General features: G+C 68.4%; 9 protein-coding genes and 1 tRNA gene. 8 read left to right on the forward strand and 2 right to left on the reverse strand.

The features are described 5' to 3' along the window. The first annotated feature begins 20 nt into the window (after positions 1–20). The 3 genes from gyrB (at position 21) to B9H04_RS04955 (ending at position 6,777) form a co-directional block, all read left to right on the forward strand. Positions 21–1,937: a DNA topoisomerase (ATP-hydrolyzing) subunit B gene (gyrB, locus tag B9H04_RS04940; RefSeq protein WP_085682499.1), complete on the forward strand. Its 1,917-nt coding sequence runs from the start codon at positions 21–23 to the stop codon at positions 1,935–1,937. After that, positions 1,934–4,429, forward strand: coding sequence for a DNA gyrase subunit A (gene gyrA / locus B9H04_RS04945; protein ID WP_049929472.1), 2,496 nt, complete (start codon positions 1,934–1,936; stop codon positions 4,427–4,429). Before gyrB ends, gyrA begins: the two co-directional genes overlap by 4 nt. Positions 4,430–4,746: 317 nt before the next feature. Then, on the forward strand, positions 4,747–6,777 hold the full coding sequence (locus tag B9H04_RS04955) for an AMP-binding protein (RefSeq protein WP_049929473.1): 2,031 nt from the start codon (positions 4,747–4,749) through the stop codon (positions 6,775–6,777). 35 nt (positions 6,778–6,812) lie between these two features. On the opposite strand, the gene B9H04_RS04960 is transcribed toward B9H04_RS04955, so the two are convergent. Further along, positions 6,813–7,283 (reverse strand): redoxin domain-containing protein, encoded by a 471-nt coding sequence (locus B9H04_RS04960; RefSeq protein ID WP_049929476.1) that lies wholly within the window; start codon positions 7,281–7,283, stop codon positions 6,813–6,815. Between the two features lie 149 nt (positions 7,284–7,432). Here B9H04_RS04960 and B9H04_RS04965 point away from each other — a divergent pair, with 149 nt between their 5' ends. From B9H04_RS04965 to B9H04_RS04975, 3 genes are all read left to right on the forward strand, one after another. After that, on the forward strand, positions 7,433–8,350 hold the full coding sequence (locus B9H04_RS04965; protein ID WP_049929477.1) for a hypothetical protein: 918 nt from the start codon (positions 7,433–7,435) through the stop codon (positions 8,348–8,350). 154 nt (positions 8,351–8,504) lie between these two features. Continuing rightward, positions 8,505–8,780: a Sec-independent protein translocase subunit TatA/TatB gene (locus B9H04_RS04970; RefSeq protein ID WP_085682500.1), complete on the forward strand. Its 276-nt coding sequence runs from the start codon at positions 8,505–8,507 to the stop codon at positions 8,778–8,780. Between the two features lie 52 nt (positions 8,781–8,832). Beyond that, a tRNA-Arg gene (locus tag B9H04_RS04975) sits at positions 8,833–8,905 on the forward strand. A 163-nt stretch (positions 8,906–9,068) separates the two neighbouring features. Here the strand turns inward: B9H04_RS04975 and B9H04_RS04980 are convergent. Next, the gene (locus tag B9H04_RS04980) at positions 9,069–9,767 is read right to left on the reverse strand and encodes a DUF1405 domain-containing protein (RefSeq protein ID WP_049929479.1); all 699 of its coding nucleotides are present in this window, start codon (positions 9,765–9,767) and stop codon (positions 9,069–9,071) included. 108 nt (positions 9,768–9,875) lie between these two features. Here B9H04_RS04980 and B9H04_RS04985 point away from each other — a divergent pair, with 108 nt between their 5' ends. Both B9H04_RS04985 and B9H04_RS04990 read left to right on the forward strand, forming a co-directional pair. Continuing rightward, on the forward strand, positions 9,876–13,661 hold the full coding sequence (locus B9H04_RS04985) for a type II/IV secretion system ATPase subunit (RefSeq protein ID WP_085682501.1): 3,786 nt from the start codon (positions 9,876–9,878) through the stop codon (positions 13,659–13,661). Positions 13,662–13,688: 27 nt separating this feature from the next. Then, the coding region (locus B9H04_RS04990) for a type II secretion system F family protein (protein ID WP_249025093.1) at positions 13,689–15,699 on the forward strand (2,011 nt) is incomplete at its 3' end.

Raw genomic sequence — 15,699 nt, forward strand, 5'->3', positions numbered from 1 at the left:
ACTAGCGAGTGTAAGTTCCTATGTCAGAGCAGAGCGAATACGGAGCCGGCCAAATTCAGGTCCTCGAAGGCCTACAGGCCGTCCGTAAGCGACCGGCGATGTACATCGGGTCCACGGACGGTCGGGGGCTCCACCATCTCGTCTACGAGGTCGTCGACAACTCCATCGACGAGGCCCTCGCGGGCTACTGCGAGGAGATCGAGGTACGGATCCACGACGACGGCTCCGTCTCCGTCAGCGACGACGGGCGCGGCATCCCCGTCGACACTCACGAGGAGTACGACCGCCCCGCGCTCGAGGTCATCCTGACGGTCCTCCACGCCGGCGGGAAGTTCGACTCCAAGTCGTACCAGGTCTCCGGCGGGCTCCACGGCGTCGGCGTCAGCGTCGTCAACGCCCTCTCCGAGCGGCTCGAGGTCGAGGTCAAACGTGACGGCGGCGTCTTCCGCCACCGGTTCGCGCGCGGCGAACCCGACGAGGACGGCTTCGAGCGCGTCCGCGACATGGACGCCGGCGAGTCGACCGGGACCGAGATCCGGTTCTGGCCCGACGAGGAGATATTCGAGACGACGGAGTTCCAGACCTCCACGCTCGCGAACCGACTCCGCGAGCTCGCCTTCCTCAACTCCGGTGTCGAGATCCGCCTGGCCGACGACCGCGACGACAGCGAGGAGACGTTCCGCTACGACGGCGGCATCCGCGAGTTCGTCGAGTACCTCAACGAGACGCGCTCGCCGATCCACAAGGAGGTCATCTACTTCGAGGGCGAGACCGACGGCGTCCACGTCGAGGTCGCGATGCAGGCGACCGAGGAGCTCCAGGGCTCCGTCCACGCGTTCGCCAACAACATCAACACCCGCGAGGGCGGCACCCACCTCACCGGCTTCAAGACCGCCCTCACGCGGACCGTCAACGACTACGCCAACGAACAAGGACTCGTCAACGACCTCGACGCCAACCTCAAGGGCGAAGACGTCCGCGAGGGGCTCACGGCGGTCGTCTCGGTGAAACACCCGGACCCGCAGTTCGAGGGGCAGACGAAGACGAAACTCGGCAACAGCGAGGTCCGCGGCGTCGTCGAGTCCGCGACCCACGAGAAGCTCGGCACCTTCTTCGAGGAGAACCCCGACACCGCCGAGAAGGTCGTCCACAAGGCCGCGGAGGCGGCGCGCGCGCGGAAGGCCGCGAAGAAGGCCGAGGAGCTCACCCGCCGCAAGTCGGCGCTGGAGTCGACCGCGCTCCCCGGTAAGCTGGCGGACTGCCAGACCCGCGACCCGACCGAGGCGGAGCTGTTCGTCGTCGAGGGCGACTCCGCGGGCGGCTCGGCCAAGCAGGGCCGGAACCGCGAGAACCAGGCGATCCTCCCGCTGAAGGGGAAAATCCTCAACGTCGAGAAACACCGCCTCGACCGCATCCTAGAGAACGACGAGATCCGCGCGCTGATCACCGCGATCGGCGCGGGCATCGGCGAGGAGTTCGACCTCGACGACGTCCGGTACAACAAGATCATCCTGATGACGGACGCCGACGTCGACGGCGCCCACATCCGGACGCTGCTCCTCACGCTCCTCTATCGGCACATGAAGCCACTTCTGGAGGCCGGCTACGTGTACGCGGCCCAGCCCCCGCTGTACCGCGTCCGGTACCGCGGCGAGACGTACGACGCCATGACCGAGGCGGAGCGCGACCGCATCGTCGAGGAGGAGTGCGACGGCAACCCCACGCAGGTCCAGCGGTTCAAGGGGCTCGGCGAGATGAACCCCGACCAGCTGTGGGACACCACGATGGACCCGACGAACCGCCGGCTCAAGCGCATCGCCATCGACGACGCGGCCGCCGCGGACCGCATGTTCAACGTGCTGATGGGTGACGCGGTCGAGCCGCGCAAGCAGTTCATCAAGGAGCACGCGACCGAAGCGGAGTGGGTGGACATATGAGCTCGGAGACTCCCGACGCCGACCCCGGCGACGTCCGCGCAGCGCAGGTGACGAACGCCCGCATCGAAGACGAGATGGAGCAGTCGTACATCGACTACGCGATGTCCGTCATCGCGGGTCGCGCGCTCCCCGACGTGCGCGACGGGCTCAAACCCGTCCACCGCCGGATCCTCTTCGCGATGAACGAGGCGGGCGTAACGAGCAACTCCGCGCACCGCAAGTCTTCCTCCGTCGTCGGCGAGACGATGGGCGATTACCACCCGCACGGCGACAGCGCCATCTACGACACCCTCGCCCGGATGGCGCAGGACTTCTCGATGCGCTACCCCTTGGTCGACGGGCAGGGGAACTTCGGCTCCGTCGACGGCGACCCGCCGGCCGCGATGCGGTACACGGAGGCCCGGATGGCCCCCATCGCCGAGGAGCTCATGGCGGACATCGAGCGCGACACCGTCGACTTCCAGGCGAACTACGACGACCGCCTCGAGGAGCCGGAGGTGCTGCCCGCGGCGTTCCCGAACCTGCTCGTCAACGGCTCGTCGGGTATCGCCGTCGGAATGTCGACGAACATCCCGCCCCACAACCTCGGCGAGGTGATCGACGCCACCGTCGAGCTGATAGAGACCCCCGACGCGACCGTCGAGGATCTGATGGAACACGTCAAGGGGCCGGACTTCCCGACCGGCGCGAACATCGTCGGGCGGAACGCGGTCCACAAGGCGTACAAGACGGGGCGCGGACGGATCCGCGTCCGCGCGGAGTTCGAGGTCCACGAGGAGGAGGGACGGATCGTCATCAGCGAGCTCCCCTTCCAGCAGAACAAGTCGCGGCTCGTCGAGCGCATCGCCGAGGACGTCAACGAGGGCGCGATCGAAGGGATCCGCGACCTGCGCGACGAGTCGGACCGCGACGGGATCCGGATCGTCGTCGAGCTCAAGCGCGACGCGATGGCGGAAGTCGTCAAGAACCAGCTGCTGGAGAGCCACCTCGAACGCACGTTCGGCGTCATCAACCTCGCTCTGGTCGACGGCTCGCCGCAGGTGCTGGACCTCAAGCAGACGCTCGAACACTACGTCGACCACCGCCGCGAGGTGGTGCGCCGGCGCTCCGAACACGAGCTCGCCGAGCGCGAGGACCGCGCACACATCCTCGAAGGGCGGCTGAAGGCCCTCGACAACGTCGACAGCGTCGTCGAGACGATCCAGGACTCCGACGACCGCGACGCCGCGAAGGCCGCGCTGGAGTCGGCGTTCGACTTCACCGAGGCGCAGGCGGCCCACATCGTCCGGATGCAGCTCGGCTCGCTCACGTCGATGGAGACGGCGGAGATCGAGTCGGAGTACGAGGAGGTGAAGGCGCGTATCGAGCGGCTGGAGACGATCCTCGCCGACCCCGCCGAGCTCGATCAGGTGATCGTCGACGAGCTTCAGGAGATCAAAGCCGAGTACGACGACGAGCGCCGGACGAGCTTCATCGAGGACGCGGGCGACGTGACCCACGAGGACCTCATCCCGGAGGAGGAGTGCGTCGTCGTGATGAGCGAGGACGACTACATCAAGCGGATGTCGCTCGACACGTTCCGCGCGCAGAACCGCGGCGGCAAGGGGATCATCGGCACGGGGCTCAAAGAGGGGGACCGCGTCTCCTCGGTGTTCGCGGCCAACTCCCACGACTACCTCCTCGTGTTCACGAACCACGGTCAGATCTACGAGCTGAAGACCTACGAGATCCCGGAGATGTCTCGCACGGCGCGCGGGAAGTCCGCGGTCAACCTCCTCGACCTCGACGACGGCGAGGAGATCGAGTCGGTCGTCAACACCGAGGACTTGGACGACGACGAGTTCCTCACGATGGTCACCCGCGGCGGCTACATCAAGCGGACCGCGGTCGACGAGTTCGGGAACATCCGCTCGACCGGGATCCGGGCGATCCGGCTGGAGGACGGCGACGAACTCGTCGACGTCGAGGTGACCGACGGCGACACGGACATCGTCATCGGCAGCCGGGACGGGATGGCGATCCGGTTCGAGGAGTCCGAGGCGCGCGCCATGGGCCGGACGGCCCGCGGCGTGATCGGCATCGACCTCCGCGAGGGCGACGCCGTCGCGGGCGTCGCCGCCATCGACGACGAGTACCACAACTGGGTGCTCACCGTCACCGAGAACGGCTACGGGAAGCGCTCCGACCTCGACGAGTACCGCCCGCAGTCGCGGAACGGGAAGGGGCTCGTCGACATCAAGACCGGCGACCGGAACGGCGAGGTCGTCGCCATCGAGGCGGTGACCCACGGCGACCACCTGATCGCCATGAGCGCCGACGGTCAGATCATGCGAACCCGCGTCGAGGAGGTATCGACGGTGAGTCGCAACACGAAGGGCGTCATCGTGATGAACCTCGACCCCGACGACGAGGTCGCCTCCGTCGACATCGTCCCCGAGTCGATCCACGCCGCCGCGGACGGCGACGACGAGGCGGAGACGGACGACGAGTAGGCACCGCGCTCGGCGGCGTCCGTTCGCTTTCCAGGCGCCACCGGTCCTCTGTGCGGGCTTGAACTTCCGTCGCGACGAGCGATGCCCACGGAACGACGCAGCGACCTCGCCGCGGGAATCGGTGCGCTCGCCGGCGCGACTGCCGGCTGCCTCGGACGGAACAGTGCCGAGCCGAGCCGCCTCGACCTGCCGGTCCGCGACGACGGCGACGCACCGGTGGACGTGGCGGGACCGTCGAGGTCGCGGGCGAGTACGCACACCTCCGGCGAGTCCTTCAGGAAAGTTACTTACTGTCGCCGCGAAAATCACCGAGCGAGATGGACGAGTACGAGGGGATAGACGAGGTCGTACACGAACCGAGCGAGGCGTTCGCCGAGTCGACGAACGTCGCCGCGTTCATGCGCGAGTATGGGATCGACGACTACGAGGAGCTCATCGAGCGCACCACCTCGGAGGTCCCGGGCGAGCCCGCGTCGGGCGTCGACTGGTTCTGGGACGAGATCGTCGACTATCTCGACATCGAGTTCTTCACCGACTACGACGCGGTCCGGGACGACGCCGACGGGCCGCAGTTCTCGGACTGGTACCTCGGCGGCGAGGTCAACGTCGCGCACAACGTCGTCGACCGCCACGCTGCCGTCGACTCGCCGAACCGCAACCGCGTCGCGCTGATCTGGGAGGGCGAGCCCGGAGACGTCCGGGAGATCACGTTCCACGAGCTCCGCCGGCAGAGCGACCGCGTCGCGAACTACCTGACCGAGGCGGGGATCGAGACCGGCGACACCGTCGGGCTGTATATGCCGATGGTGCCCGAGGTCGTCTCGATCCTCTACGGCTGCCTGAAGGTCGGTGCGATCGCCGTGCCGATCTTCTCCGGGTTCGGCCGCGAGGCGACCGCGACGCGGATCGACGACGCGGAGCCGTCCGTCCTGTTCACCGGCGACGGGTTCTACCGCCGGGGCGACGGCGTCCGGCTGAAGGGGACCGCCGACGAGGCTGTCGCCGACGCGGGTCACGTCGAGGACGTGGTCGTGTACGACCGGCTGGGGGCGACGCCCGCGGCCGACTCCGCTGACAGCGGGAGCGACGTCGACCCGGTCCCGTGGAACGACGAGCGCGACCGAACTTGGGACGAGGCGGTCGGCTCGCAGCCGTCGTCGTTCGAGACGAAGCGGCTCCCGAGCGACCAGGAGTCCATGCTGCTGTACTCCTCGGGGACGACGGGCGAGCCGAAGGGGATCGTCCACACCCACGCCGGCGTCCTCACGCAGTGCGCGAAGGAGATCCACTTCGGCTTCGACCAGAAGCCCGCTGACCGGTTCTTCTGGGTCTCCGACATCGGCTGGATGATGGGGCCGTGGACGCTGATCGGCAACCACGCGTTCGGCGGCACGGTGGTGATGTACGAGGGCGCGCCCGACCACCCGGAGCCCGACCGCTTCTGGGAGCTGATCGACCGGCACGGGATCACGCAGTTCGGCATCTCGCCGACCGCGATCCGCGCGCTCCGAAAGCACGGGGACGAGTGGGTCGACGAGCACGACCTCTCCTCGCTCCGTATCCTCGGCTCTACCGGCGAACCGTGGGACCCAGAGTCGTGGCGTTGGTTCCACGACGCGGTCGGCGGGGGCGACTGCCCGGTAATCAACATCTCCGGCGGGACGGAGATCTGCGGCTGCTTCCTGATGCCGATGCCGAACCAACCCCTCAAGCCCTGTACCCTCGGCGGGCCGGGACTCGGGATGGACATCGACATCGTCGACGAGTCGGGCGAGTCGGTGCGGGAGTCGGGCGAGCGCGGCTATCTCGTCGCGCGCGACTCCTGCCCGTCGATGACGAAGTCGCTGTGGTCGGGCGACGAGCGCTACCTGAACGAGTACTGGTCGACGTGGCCCGACCTGTGGGACCACGGCGACTTCGCGCAGAAGGACGAGGACGGCTTCTGGTTCCTCCACGGCCGCGCCGACGACGCGCTCAACGTCGCGGGGCGGAAGGTCGGCCCGGCCGAGATCGAGGGCGTCCTCATCGACCACGACGCGGTCAATCAGGCCGCGGCCGTCGGCGTCCCCGACGACACCACCGGGACCGCGGTCGTCGCGTACGTCGTCCTCGAACCGGGCGCCGACCCGAGCGACGACCTCCGCGAGGAGCTCCGGGCGCTGGTCGGCGACGAACACGGCAAGCCGTTCCGGCCGCGCGAACTCCTGTTCGTCGAGGCCTTCCCGAAGACGCAGTCGGGGAAGATCATCCGTCGCGCGATCGAGTCGGTGTACAACGACGAGGACCCGGGCGACCTCTCGTCGATGGAGAACCCCGAGGCGCTCGACTCGCTGCGCGACCCGGCCTGAGCGCGACCCGCCCGACCGCTCGGTTCGCCCTCCGGTCAGGCGGCCGCGTCCGCCACCGCCTCGGCGAGCGCGTCGTAGTCCGGCTCCTGCCCGGCGTTGTCCGCGAGCCAGCGATACGTCACAGTCCCGTCGGCGTCGATCACGAAGACCGCGCGCTGCGCGACGGTCTCCACGCCGTAGTGTGCGAAGTCCTCGACGACGTCGTACGCCTCGACCGCGCGGTGGTCCGGGTCGGCGACGAGCGCGAACGGGAGGTCGTACTGAACGCGGTAGGCGACGAGCGCGTGCGGGAGGTCGGTGCTCACGCCGAACAGCGTACAGTCGTCGCGGTCGAACCCGTCCCGTAGCGCCTCCATCTCGTCGGTACAGGTGTTCGAGAAGGCGGCGGGGAAGAAGGCGAGCACGACCGGCTCGTCGCCGACGTGCTCGGAGAGTTCGAACGGCTCGATGTCGCCGTCCACGACCGATCCGGTGAAGTCTGGGGCGTCGTCGCCGACGTCTGGCATACCGGGTCGTCGTCGGCCGGGCGTATCACCGTTTCGGCGGCGGCACTCGGCCGCCGGCTCGGGTACCGACTCGCGTCGTGTGACGCCGGAGGGCGCCAGATCGGCGAGCCGGGGGGAGAATTAAGTGTACCACCGACGCAGGACAGGTGATGTCCGGCCCTCCACGCCGCCTCTCACGTCGAACGGTGGCACTGCTCACGGCGACCGCATCGCTGACGACGCTGTCGGGCTGTTTCACGGACGACGGCGGAGACGCCCCCCGCACGGAGACGGTGCTCAGGCTCGACGAGGCCTCGCTGGTCGGCGTCTCAAACGAGTTTAGCACCCCAGTCGACTTCGTCGGACACGCGGGACGGACGGCCGTCCGGACCGCGATCGACGGCGGAGAAGGGACCGTCGACGGGTACTACGGGCCCGGCGTCTCGGCACCGTACGTCGTCACCGACGGCCCCGAGTACTACCGGATCGAAACCGAGACGGTCGATTCCGTCGCGGCACCGGGCTACGCGTACACGGTGGAGGTCGACGCCGTCGACTCCTTCCTCCTCGGTCCCCCGTCGAGCGTCCCCTTCGCGGACCTCCCGGACCACGACCGGGACACGGTCCTCGACGCGCTCGGGGACGCGTCGCTCGTCCACGCGCCGCACTACCCGCCGTTCGGGGTCAAGTTCGCGTACGCGTCCGCCGAGCGGCGAGAGCGCTCGCTGTTCGTCCCCGGGAACGACGACCAGCGGGTCGAGTGGGACGGCGAGCTGCTGCGGTTCGCGTTCGACGGGGAGCGGTCGGTCGAGGTGCGGACCGTCGCCGTCCGCGCCGACCGCGTCGCCTCGTCGCAGCGCGACTTCCGCCGGGCCGTCGGCGAGGAGCGCGGCCGATCGATCGACGACCCGACCGCGGACCAACGCGCGGTCCTCGACGCGGCGATCGACTCGGAGCACGCGGAGGCCCCGCCGCACTCCGACGCGTTCGCGGCCGTCATCGACGCGATCGCGACGGAGGAGGGCGTCGCTCCGCTCGTCCGCTACGACGGCGACTGGTACTTCGCACGGCTCGCGCGTTCCGACTGATTCGGTCCTCCCGGGTGCTGACGACAGATCTCAGCCATTCGCTTACCGAGCGGCGGCGCCGTTCGCTCGCGTTCGCTGCGGCCGTGCGCGGCGCCCGCGCCGACCCGATAAGGCAAAAAGACTATAGTCGCCACAGGGCTAGAGCGGAGTAGAGATGATAAGTGCGATTCCACTGATCGGCGGCATTCCGGCGGGCCCGGAGCTCCTCATCATCCTGCGCGTTCTGGTCCTGCTGTTCGGGGCGAACAAGATCCCGAAGCTCGCGCGGTCGACCGGGCAGGCGATGGGCGAGTTCCGGAAGGGGCGCGAACAGGTCGAAGAGGAGCTGAAAGACATGCAAGATGGCGGGCAGGCGGACTCGACGCTCGACGACGAGGACGACGAGTTCGACGACCTCGAGACCGAGACCGACAAAGAAACCAGCGCGTAAGTCGTCCCCGACGCCGACCGATCACCGCGGTCCCGTTTTCTCCTCCCGTCTTGGGCGCGTGGCCTAGCGGACAGGGCGAGAGGTTCCTAACCTCTCGATCGCGGGTTCGAATCCCGTCGCGCCCGTTCCTTCGCCTCGCTCGGCTACGGGCGCGACTGGCTCCACGCTTGCCCACTGCGTTCGCTCGCGTGGATCCCGCCGCGCCCTTTCGTACCGCTTGCGCTCGGATCAGCGTATCCTGTTTGTGATTTAACACCGTGTAGGGGATCTACCGTTTCAGACGATGTACTACGCCGGTCCCTTACCCACCCGACAGAACGAGCGCGCTGCGAGCGTGACGGCACCGACCGCGATTGCGAGCGTCGCGGCGGTGAGGCCCGGGCCGGGCTCGTACAACAGGGGCGGGTGATATCCGAGTCCGTAGTCGACGACGGCGTTCGCGACGCCGAGCCCCAGCGCGGTCGCGAGCGCCCCGCGGGTCGTGCGGCCGAACGCAGGGAACAGGAGCGCGAGCCCGACGAACAACAGGTGCGTCCCGATCACGCCCCAGTAGTAGATCAGCGCGTCGGGCGCGGAGACGTACTGACCGACTGCGAGGTTGAGCGACACCAGCGGCCAGAGCCCGAACTGGACCAGCCAGACGAACGCGACCGTGTGGAGGTACGCGAGTCCGCGAGAGGTGGGCGCGTCCGCGGTGACGCTGCCGCCGCGTCGGACGGTCGGGACGACGCTGGCGAGGACGCCGCCGCCGAGCGCGACCGCGACCGCGGAGTCCGCGTACAGCGGCCAGAGGACGACCGGCACCTCGTCCGCGGTCGGCGCGTAGTACCCGACTCCCACCGCGAACATGAACGCGGTAAACGCGCAGACGACGGCGAGGCTCCGCGGGGTTCCGAGCAGTTCCTCGGCGATCGCCGCCCGGACGCGCCGCCTGACCGCGCGCTGACGCAGTCGGCGGAGTCGCGGGAACCTGTCGGAGCGTGACACGACGGAGGGTCGGCGCGCGGGGGACTAAAATCCGCCCGTCCGCGGTCGATTATCAATCGCGGTGTTTTGCGAGACACCTTTTTCAACGGACCGCGCGTTCCCGGAACTATGAGCGACGAGGATGTCGAACGATCCGCCCTCCAATCCGACACCGGGGGCGGTCGATCGGCGTCCGACGGGTCCGGGTCAGCCGATTCGGACGCGGACCCTGCCGAACCGGAGACGCGAGGCGCTGAGGAGGTATCGACGGACGAGACGGGCGAGGCGGACGAAACAGACGAAACGGACGACCGAGCGTTCGAGAACGTGATTTTCGAGGAGGGGGACGGACCGAACGACTGCTCGCCGGTCGTCACCGACCGGTACACGTGGCGGACGCTACTCGCTGATCGCGGGGACGAGGACGCAGCGGCGCGGGTGTACGCGGACGTGCCGGACGCGCCGGTAGTCCCGGCGGACGCCGTCGCCCTCCACCTGCCGGACGGCGTCGACGGGGTTATCCGAACTGCCGGGGTCGACGAGCCGTTCGCGGCGGACGGCGAGACGGCCGTTCCCGGACACGGCACTCCGGATCGAGGGACGCTCGTCGTCGGTCCCGACGCGGTCGTTCTTAGCGGTGCCGCCGTCGTGCCGACCGGCGATCGGCGGGTGACCCCGCCCGCAGCCGCCGCGGGTGAGGACGAGACCGAAGGCGAGAGAGACGGTGCCAACGGCGACGGGAGAGGCGGCGACGGCACCGACGACGCAGAAAGAGAGGGGGTCGATGCCGACGCTGACCCGGACGACGCGACGTTCTCCTTCGAGGACGAACGCGACGGCGTGGAGGCGACATCGAGTCCCGGTGCCGAGACCGCAGCGGCCGCGGAACCGATCCCACGAACCGTCTTCGACCGGTCGGTCGGTCGCGAGGGCGTCTCCGGCGTCGTCGTTGCGCATGGAGCCGATGTCGAGTCGGTCCCGTCCCGCCCGCCGACCCCCGAGGAGTGGGACCGAGTCGCGTTCGATCCGGCGACGCTGCTCGGCTTCGACCCGAGCGAGACGGACTACCGCTTCCGCGCCGCCGCGGCGGTCGGCGACGCCCTCTGGGACCTGTGCGCGGCCCGTTACGACCCCTACTCCGTCCCCGTGTTGAAAGGGTACTACACCTGGGACGACTACCGCGAGGAGTTCTTCCTCGACGAGGACGGGAACCGGCCGACCGAGGAGAACGAGGAGGGAGAGGACGAGCCGCTGTCGTTCACCCACGAGGACAAGACGGAGGCCTTGGGTTTCGACCCAGACCGCACGGAGGAACTACTCGGCGCGGGCGGCGAGGCCGCGGCCGACCTCGCGGACCTCGTCGACGAGCGCACCGTCGACGTCAACCCGGATCTCGACGAGGACGCCTTCTTCTCGACCGACGAGGGTCACACCACCCTGACGAACCGGTACGACCTGGAGAAGGCGGTGCCGATACAGAAGAAGACGCACTTCCGCGAGGAGGAGCGCTACTGGGTGAACAAGCCGTACGCGTTCGTCATCGTCTTCCGGTCGCGGAAGGAGAACGAGGCGAAGTACTACGTCGTCCAGCCGTACCGGACCGAGATCGAGGCGGACCTCACGGAGTTCCTCACCGGCAAGCTCCGGACCTCGATCAAGTACGCCGACGAGTCGATCGCCGGCGGCGACGAGTCGTTCCGCGAGGAGGTGATAGTCGAGGAGGCGCGCACGCTGCTCGACCGCTACGGGCTCTACGAGGACGAAGGCGACGAGCGGGGGATCGCGGACACGCTGGTCGACCGGTTCGGCATCGACCCGACAGAGGGGATCGCCGGGCGGATCGCGGAGTCACTGGGGTACGAGCCCCCGGTCGAGTCGCCGGCGAACCCGCCGGAGATCAGCGCCCGCCCCGAGCCGGCCGTCCTCGCGGAGGACGCCCGGACCCTCTCGGCGCACCAGGTCGAGAAGCTGTTGTACTACCTCAAGCGGGACTTCGTCGGCTACGAGCGCATCGACCCGATCAAGTACGACATCAACGTCGAGGACATCTCCTGTGACGGTTACAACTCCCCCGTCTTCGTCTACCACTCCGAGTACGAGCAGATCATCTCGAACGTCCACCACGGCACCGACGAGCTGGACGACTTCGTGGTGAAGCTCGCCCAGCGGTCAGGAAAGGGGATCTCGAAGCGCCGGCCACAGGTAGACGCCACCCTCCCGGACGGCTCGCGCGCGCAGCTCACGCTCGGGAGCGAAGTCTCCGACCACGGGACCAACTACACGATCCGCCAGTTCAACGACGTCCCGTTCACCCCGATCGACCTGATCAACTGGAAGACCTTCTCGCTCGACGAGATGGCGTTCCTCTGGCTCTCGATCGAGAACCACAAGAGCCTGATCTTCGCCGGCGGTACCGCTTCCGGGAAGACGACGAGTCTGAACGCCGTCTCCCTCTTTATTCCCTCGAACGCGAAGATCGTCTCCATCGAGGACACTCGCGAGGTGGAGCTCCCCCAGCGCAACTGGATCGCCTCCGTCACCCGTCCCTCCTGTTCCGACGACGACAAGGGCGACATCGACGAGTTCGACCTGCTGGAGGCCGCGCTCCGGCAGCGACCGGACTACATCGTGATGGGCGAGATTCGCGGCGAAGAGGGGCGGACCGCCTTCCAGGTGATGTCCACGGGGCACACCACCTACACGACGTTCCACGCCGACTCCGTGGGCGAGGTGCTCAAGCGGTTCACCACCGACCCGATCAACGTCTCGAAGACGATGTTCACGGCGCTGGACCTGGTCTCCATCCAGACCTCCACCCGCGTTCAGGGCAAGAAGGTGCGCCGGAACAAGTCGATCACCGAGATCAACCACTACGACGCCGAAAACGACGAGATCAACGTCCAAGACGTGTTCCAGTGGCAGGCAGAGACGGACGAGTTCCTCCAGATGGGCGACTCGAACACGCTCGAAGACATCATGTTCGACCGCGGTTGGAGTCGGGCGATGCTAGACGAGGAGCTTCGCAAACGTCGGGTCGTGTTGGCGTACCTCATCGACCGCGGACTCAACAGCTACGCGCAGGTGGCGGCGACGTTTCAGGCGTTCATCAACGACCCGGAGACGGTGCTGGCGCTGATGGCCAACGACGAGCTGGAGCGGTCGCTGGAGGACCTCCGCGAGATGGAGTCGGTGCTCATCAACGTCGACCGCGAGAAGGAGAAGCTGGTCCCCCGTCCGACGCCGGACGCGGCCGGCGAGAAGGAGGCCGCGGAGATACTCGACGCGGCCGAGGACCTGTTCGAGACCTATCGGGGCGACGTGCCGGACTCCGTCGCGGACGCGCTCCTCGAGATGGACCACGCCCGCGACATCGAGGCAGAGTCGACGGGCGACCGCGAGGCGCTCGGCGAGGCGGCCACGGAGGCGACCGCGGCCGACGGAGCGCCGAGCGGCTCGGACTCGGGCCGAAGCGATCCCGTGGAGACGGACCCCGACCCCGCCGCCGACTCCTCGCCGGAGCCGCCTACCGACCCGAGTCACGCCGATTTCGAACGGACTCCAGAAGCGAGCGCCGCTCCCGCCGACGACGGCTCCGGCGCGCCGGGGGACATCGACTTCGGCGAGCCGTTCGATGACGGGGTCGACGTACTCTCGGCCCCGTCGGCGCGGTCCGAGGGGGACGCGTCGGCCGACGTGGGCGAGGGGTTCAGCGCCGCCGACCCCGAAACGGACGAGACCGCCGACGCGGAGGCCGACGGCGGCGCGGTCGGTTCCGGCGGCGAGGCGGACTCCGATGACCGTGAGGCGGAGTCCGACGACGCGGAGAGCGCCTCGACCGACGACGCCGACGGCGCGGCGACCGACGACATCGACGACTGGGGGTTCGGCGCCGTCGAGCCCGCGGAGGAGGGGTAGCGCCGTGTCCGTCGCGAGGGCCGAGCCGTGAGCCTCGACGTGGACGCGGGCGACGGCGACGTGGACGCGAACGTGCTCGCAGAGCTGTGTTACCCGATATTCGAGCTGCTGTTCGACGCCGACGGCGACTTCGTCGCGGACGTGGAGCGCAAGCTGGCGGAGGCGCGGATGCCGGACCAGGTCGAGATGTACGTCTCGCTGGCGCTGGCCGTCGGCCTCCTCGTCGGCGGGGCGCTCTGGGCGCTCGGCACGCTGGTCGGCTACGGCGTGTTCTCGCTCGGGCTGATCGATCCGGAGGCGCTCTCGCTCGGGATCCCCGCGCCGACGCCGGGCGTTCAGGCGACGCTGCGCTCGCTCGTCGTGCCGACGGCCGTGCTTCTCAGCGGGCTCGTCTTCGGCTCGATCGGCTTCGCGGTGGGGTTCGGGGGGCTCGTCGCGGTCCCGTACTCGCGGGCCTCCTCGCGGAAGCGCGAGATCAACCTCCTGCTCGCGGATTCGGTGTCGTTCATGTACGCGCTATCGGTCGGCGGGCTCAACCAGCTCGAGATCCTCCGCGCGATGGCGACCGCCGAGGACACCTACGGGGAGGTGTCCCGCGAGTTCCAGAGCATCGTCAACGAGACGGAGTACTTCGGGACCGACTACCGAAACGCGATCCGCCAGCAGTCGCTGGAGACCCCCTCCGACGAGCTCTCGCAGTTCCTCGCCGACATGCTCTCTATCGTCAACTCCGGCGGCGACATGGAGGGCTTCCTGAAGGACAAAAAGGAGAAACACCTCCGCACGTCGAAACAGGAGCGCGAGATGACCTTAGAGACACTGGAGCTGTTCGGCGAGATGTACATGACGCTCTCCCTGTTCCCGCTCCTCCTCATCATCATCCTCGTCATCATGGGGATGATGGGCGAGGCCGACGACCGGCTCCTGTACGTCACGGTGTACCTGCTCATCCCGCTCGTCGGCGTCGGCTTCCTCGTCTTGGTCTCGACGGTGAAACAGGACGACCCGGGCGACGGTTACCTCCAGCCCGACGGCGGGAGCGAGCGGCTCCGGCAGACGAGTCGGGAGGGGCTGCTCCACTTCGGGCTCGTGGAGTCGTTCGTCGGGAGCTTCGGGGTCTTCGACCGCATCCGCGACCGCGAGGGGACCCACAAGACGAGGGAGATCCTCTCGGCGCCGCACATCTTTCTGCGCGAGAACCCCCTGTACACCCTCGCGTTGACCGTGCCGGCGGCGCTCGCATTGGTCGGCGTCGCAGTCGCCGCCGGCTCGGCGCCGACGACGGTCGACGGTTGGATCGCCCGGCCGGTGTGGTCGGCGTTCGTCTGGCTCTACGTGCCCGCCTACGTCGTGATGATCCCGCTCGGGGTATTCTACGAGTGGCACCAGCGCTCGCGGCGGGCGGTGACCGGGAAGCTCTCGGAGACCCTCCGGAAGCTCTCTTCCGCGAACGACACCGGGCAGACGCTGCTCGAATCCGTGCGCACGGTCTCGGACACGTCGACCGGGAAGCTCGCGGAGGAGTTCGAGGTGATCCACGCGAAGGTGAACTACGGCATGAGCCTGCGCGACGCCTTAGTGGAGTTCAACAACTCGTACGCGGTGCCCCGGCTCGCCCGGACGGTGAAGCTGATCGCCGAGGCGCAGGAGGCCTCCTCGCAGATCACGGACGTGCTGACGACGGCCGCGCAGGCCTCGGAGAACCAGGACGACATCGAGCGCGAGCGCAAGTCGCGCACCCGGATGCAGGTGGCGATCATCGTGATGACGTACATCACCCTGCTCGGCGTGATGGCCATTCTCCAGACCCAGTTCATCGACGTGATGGGCGATCTGGTCTCCCAGAGCGACGGCGGCGGGAGCGCCGGCGGGGCGGGGTTCGGTGGCGGCGGCGGCGTCGACCCGGACGTGCTCTCGATGCTCTTCTTCCACGCGGTGACGATCCAGGCCATCCTCTCGGGGTTCATCAGCGGCCTGTCTCTTTCCCCCTCCCCGGGCCCCCGGAGCCTCGAGGCACCTCCGATGGCCTCATCTGCTT

The organism is Halorubrum ezzemoulense DSM 17463 (assembly GCF_002114285.1).
Lineage (GTDB): Archaea > Halobacteriota > Halobacteria > Halobacteriales > Haloferacaceae > Halorubrum > Halorubrum ezzemoulense.

What these genes read in the sequence shown, in the direction of transcription:
- gyrB (WP_085682499.1), top strand. Translation starts at nt 21, where the DNA reads ATGTCAGAGCAGAGCGAATACGGAGCCGGCCAAATTCAGGTCCTCGAA.
- gyrA (WP_049929472.1), top strand. Translation starts at nt 1,934, where the DNA reads ATGAGCTCGGAGACTCCCGACGCCGACCCCGGCGACGTCCGCGCAGCG.
- B9H04_RS04955 (WP_049929473.1), top strand. Translation starts at nt 4,747, where the DNA reads ATGGACGAGTACGAGGGGATAGACGAGGTCGTACACGAACCGAGCGAG.
- B9H04_RS04960 (WP_049929476.1), bottom strand. Translation starts at nt 7,283, where the DNA reads ATGCCAGACGTCGGCGACGACGCCCCAGACTTCACCGGATCGGTCGTG.
- B9H04_RS04965 (WP_049929477.1), top strand. Translation starts at nt 7,433, where the DNA reads ATGTCCGGCCCTCCACGCCGCCTCTCACGTCGAACGGTGGCACTGCTC.
- B9H04_RS04970 (WP_085682500.1), top strand. Translation starts at nt 8,505, where the DNA reads ATGATAAGTGCGATTCCACTGATCGGCGGCATTCCGGCGGGCCCGGAG.
- B9H04_RS04985 (WP_085682501.1), top strand. Translation starts at nt 9,876, where the DNA reads ATGAGCGACGAGGATGTCGAACGATCCGCCCTCCAATCCGACACCGGG.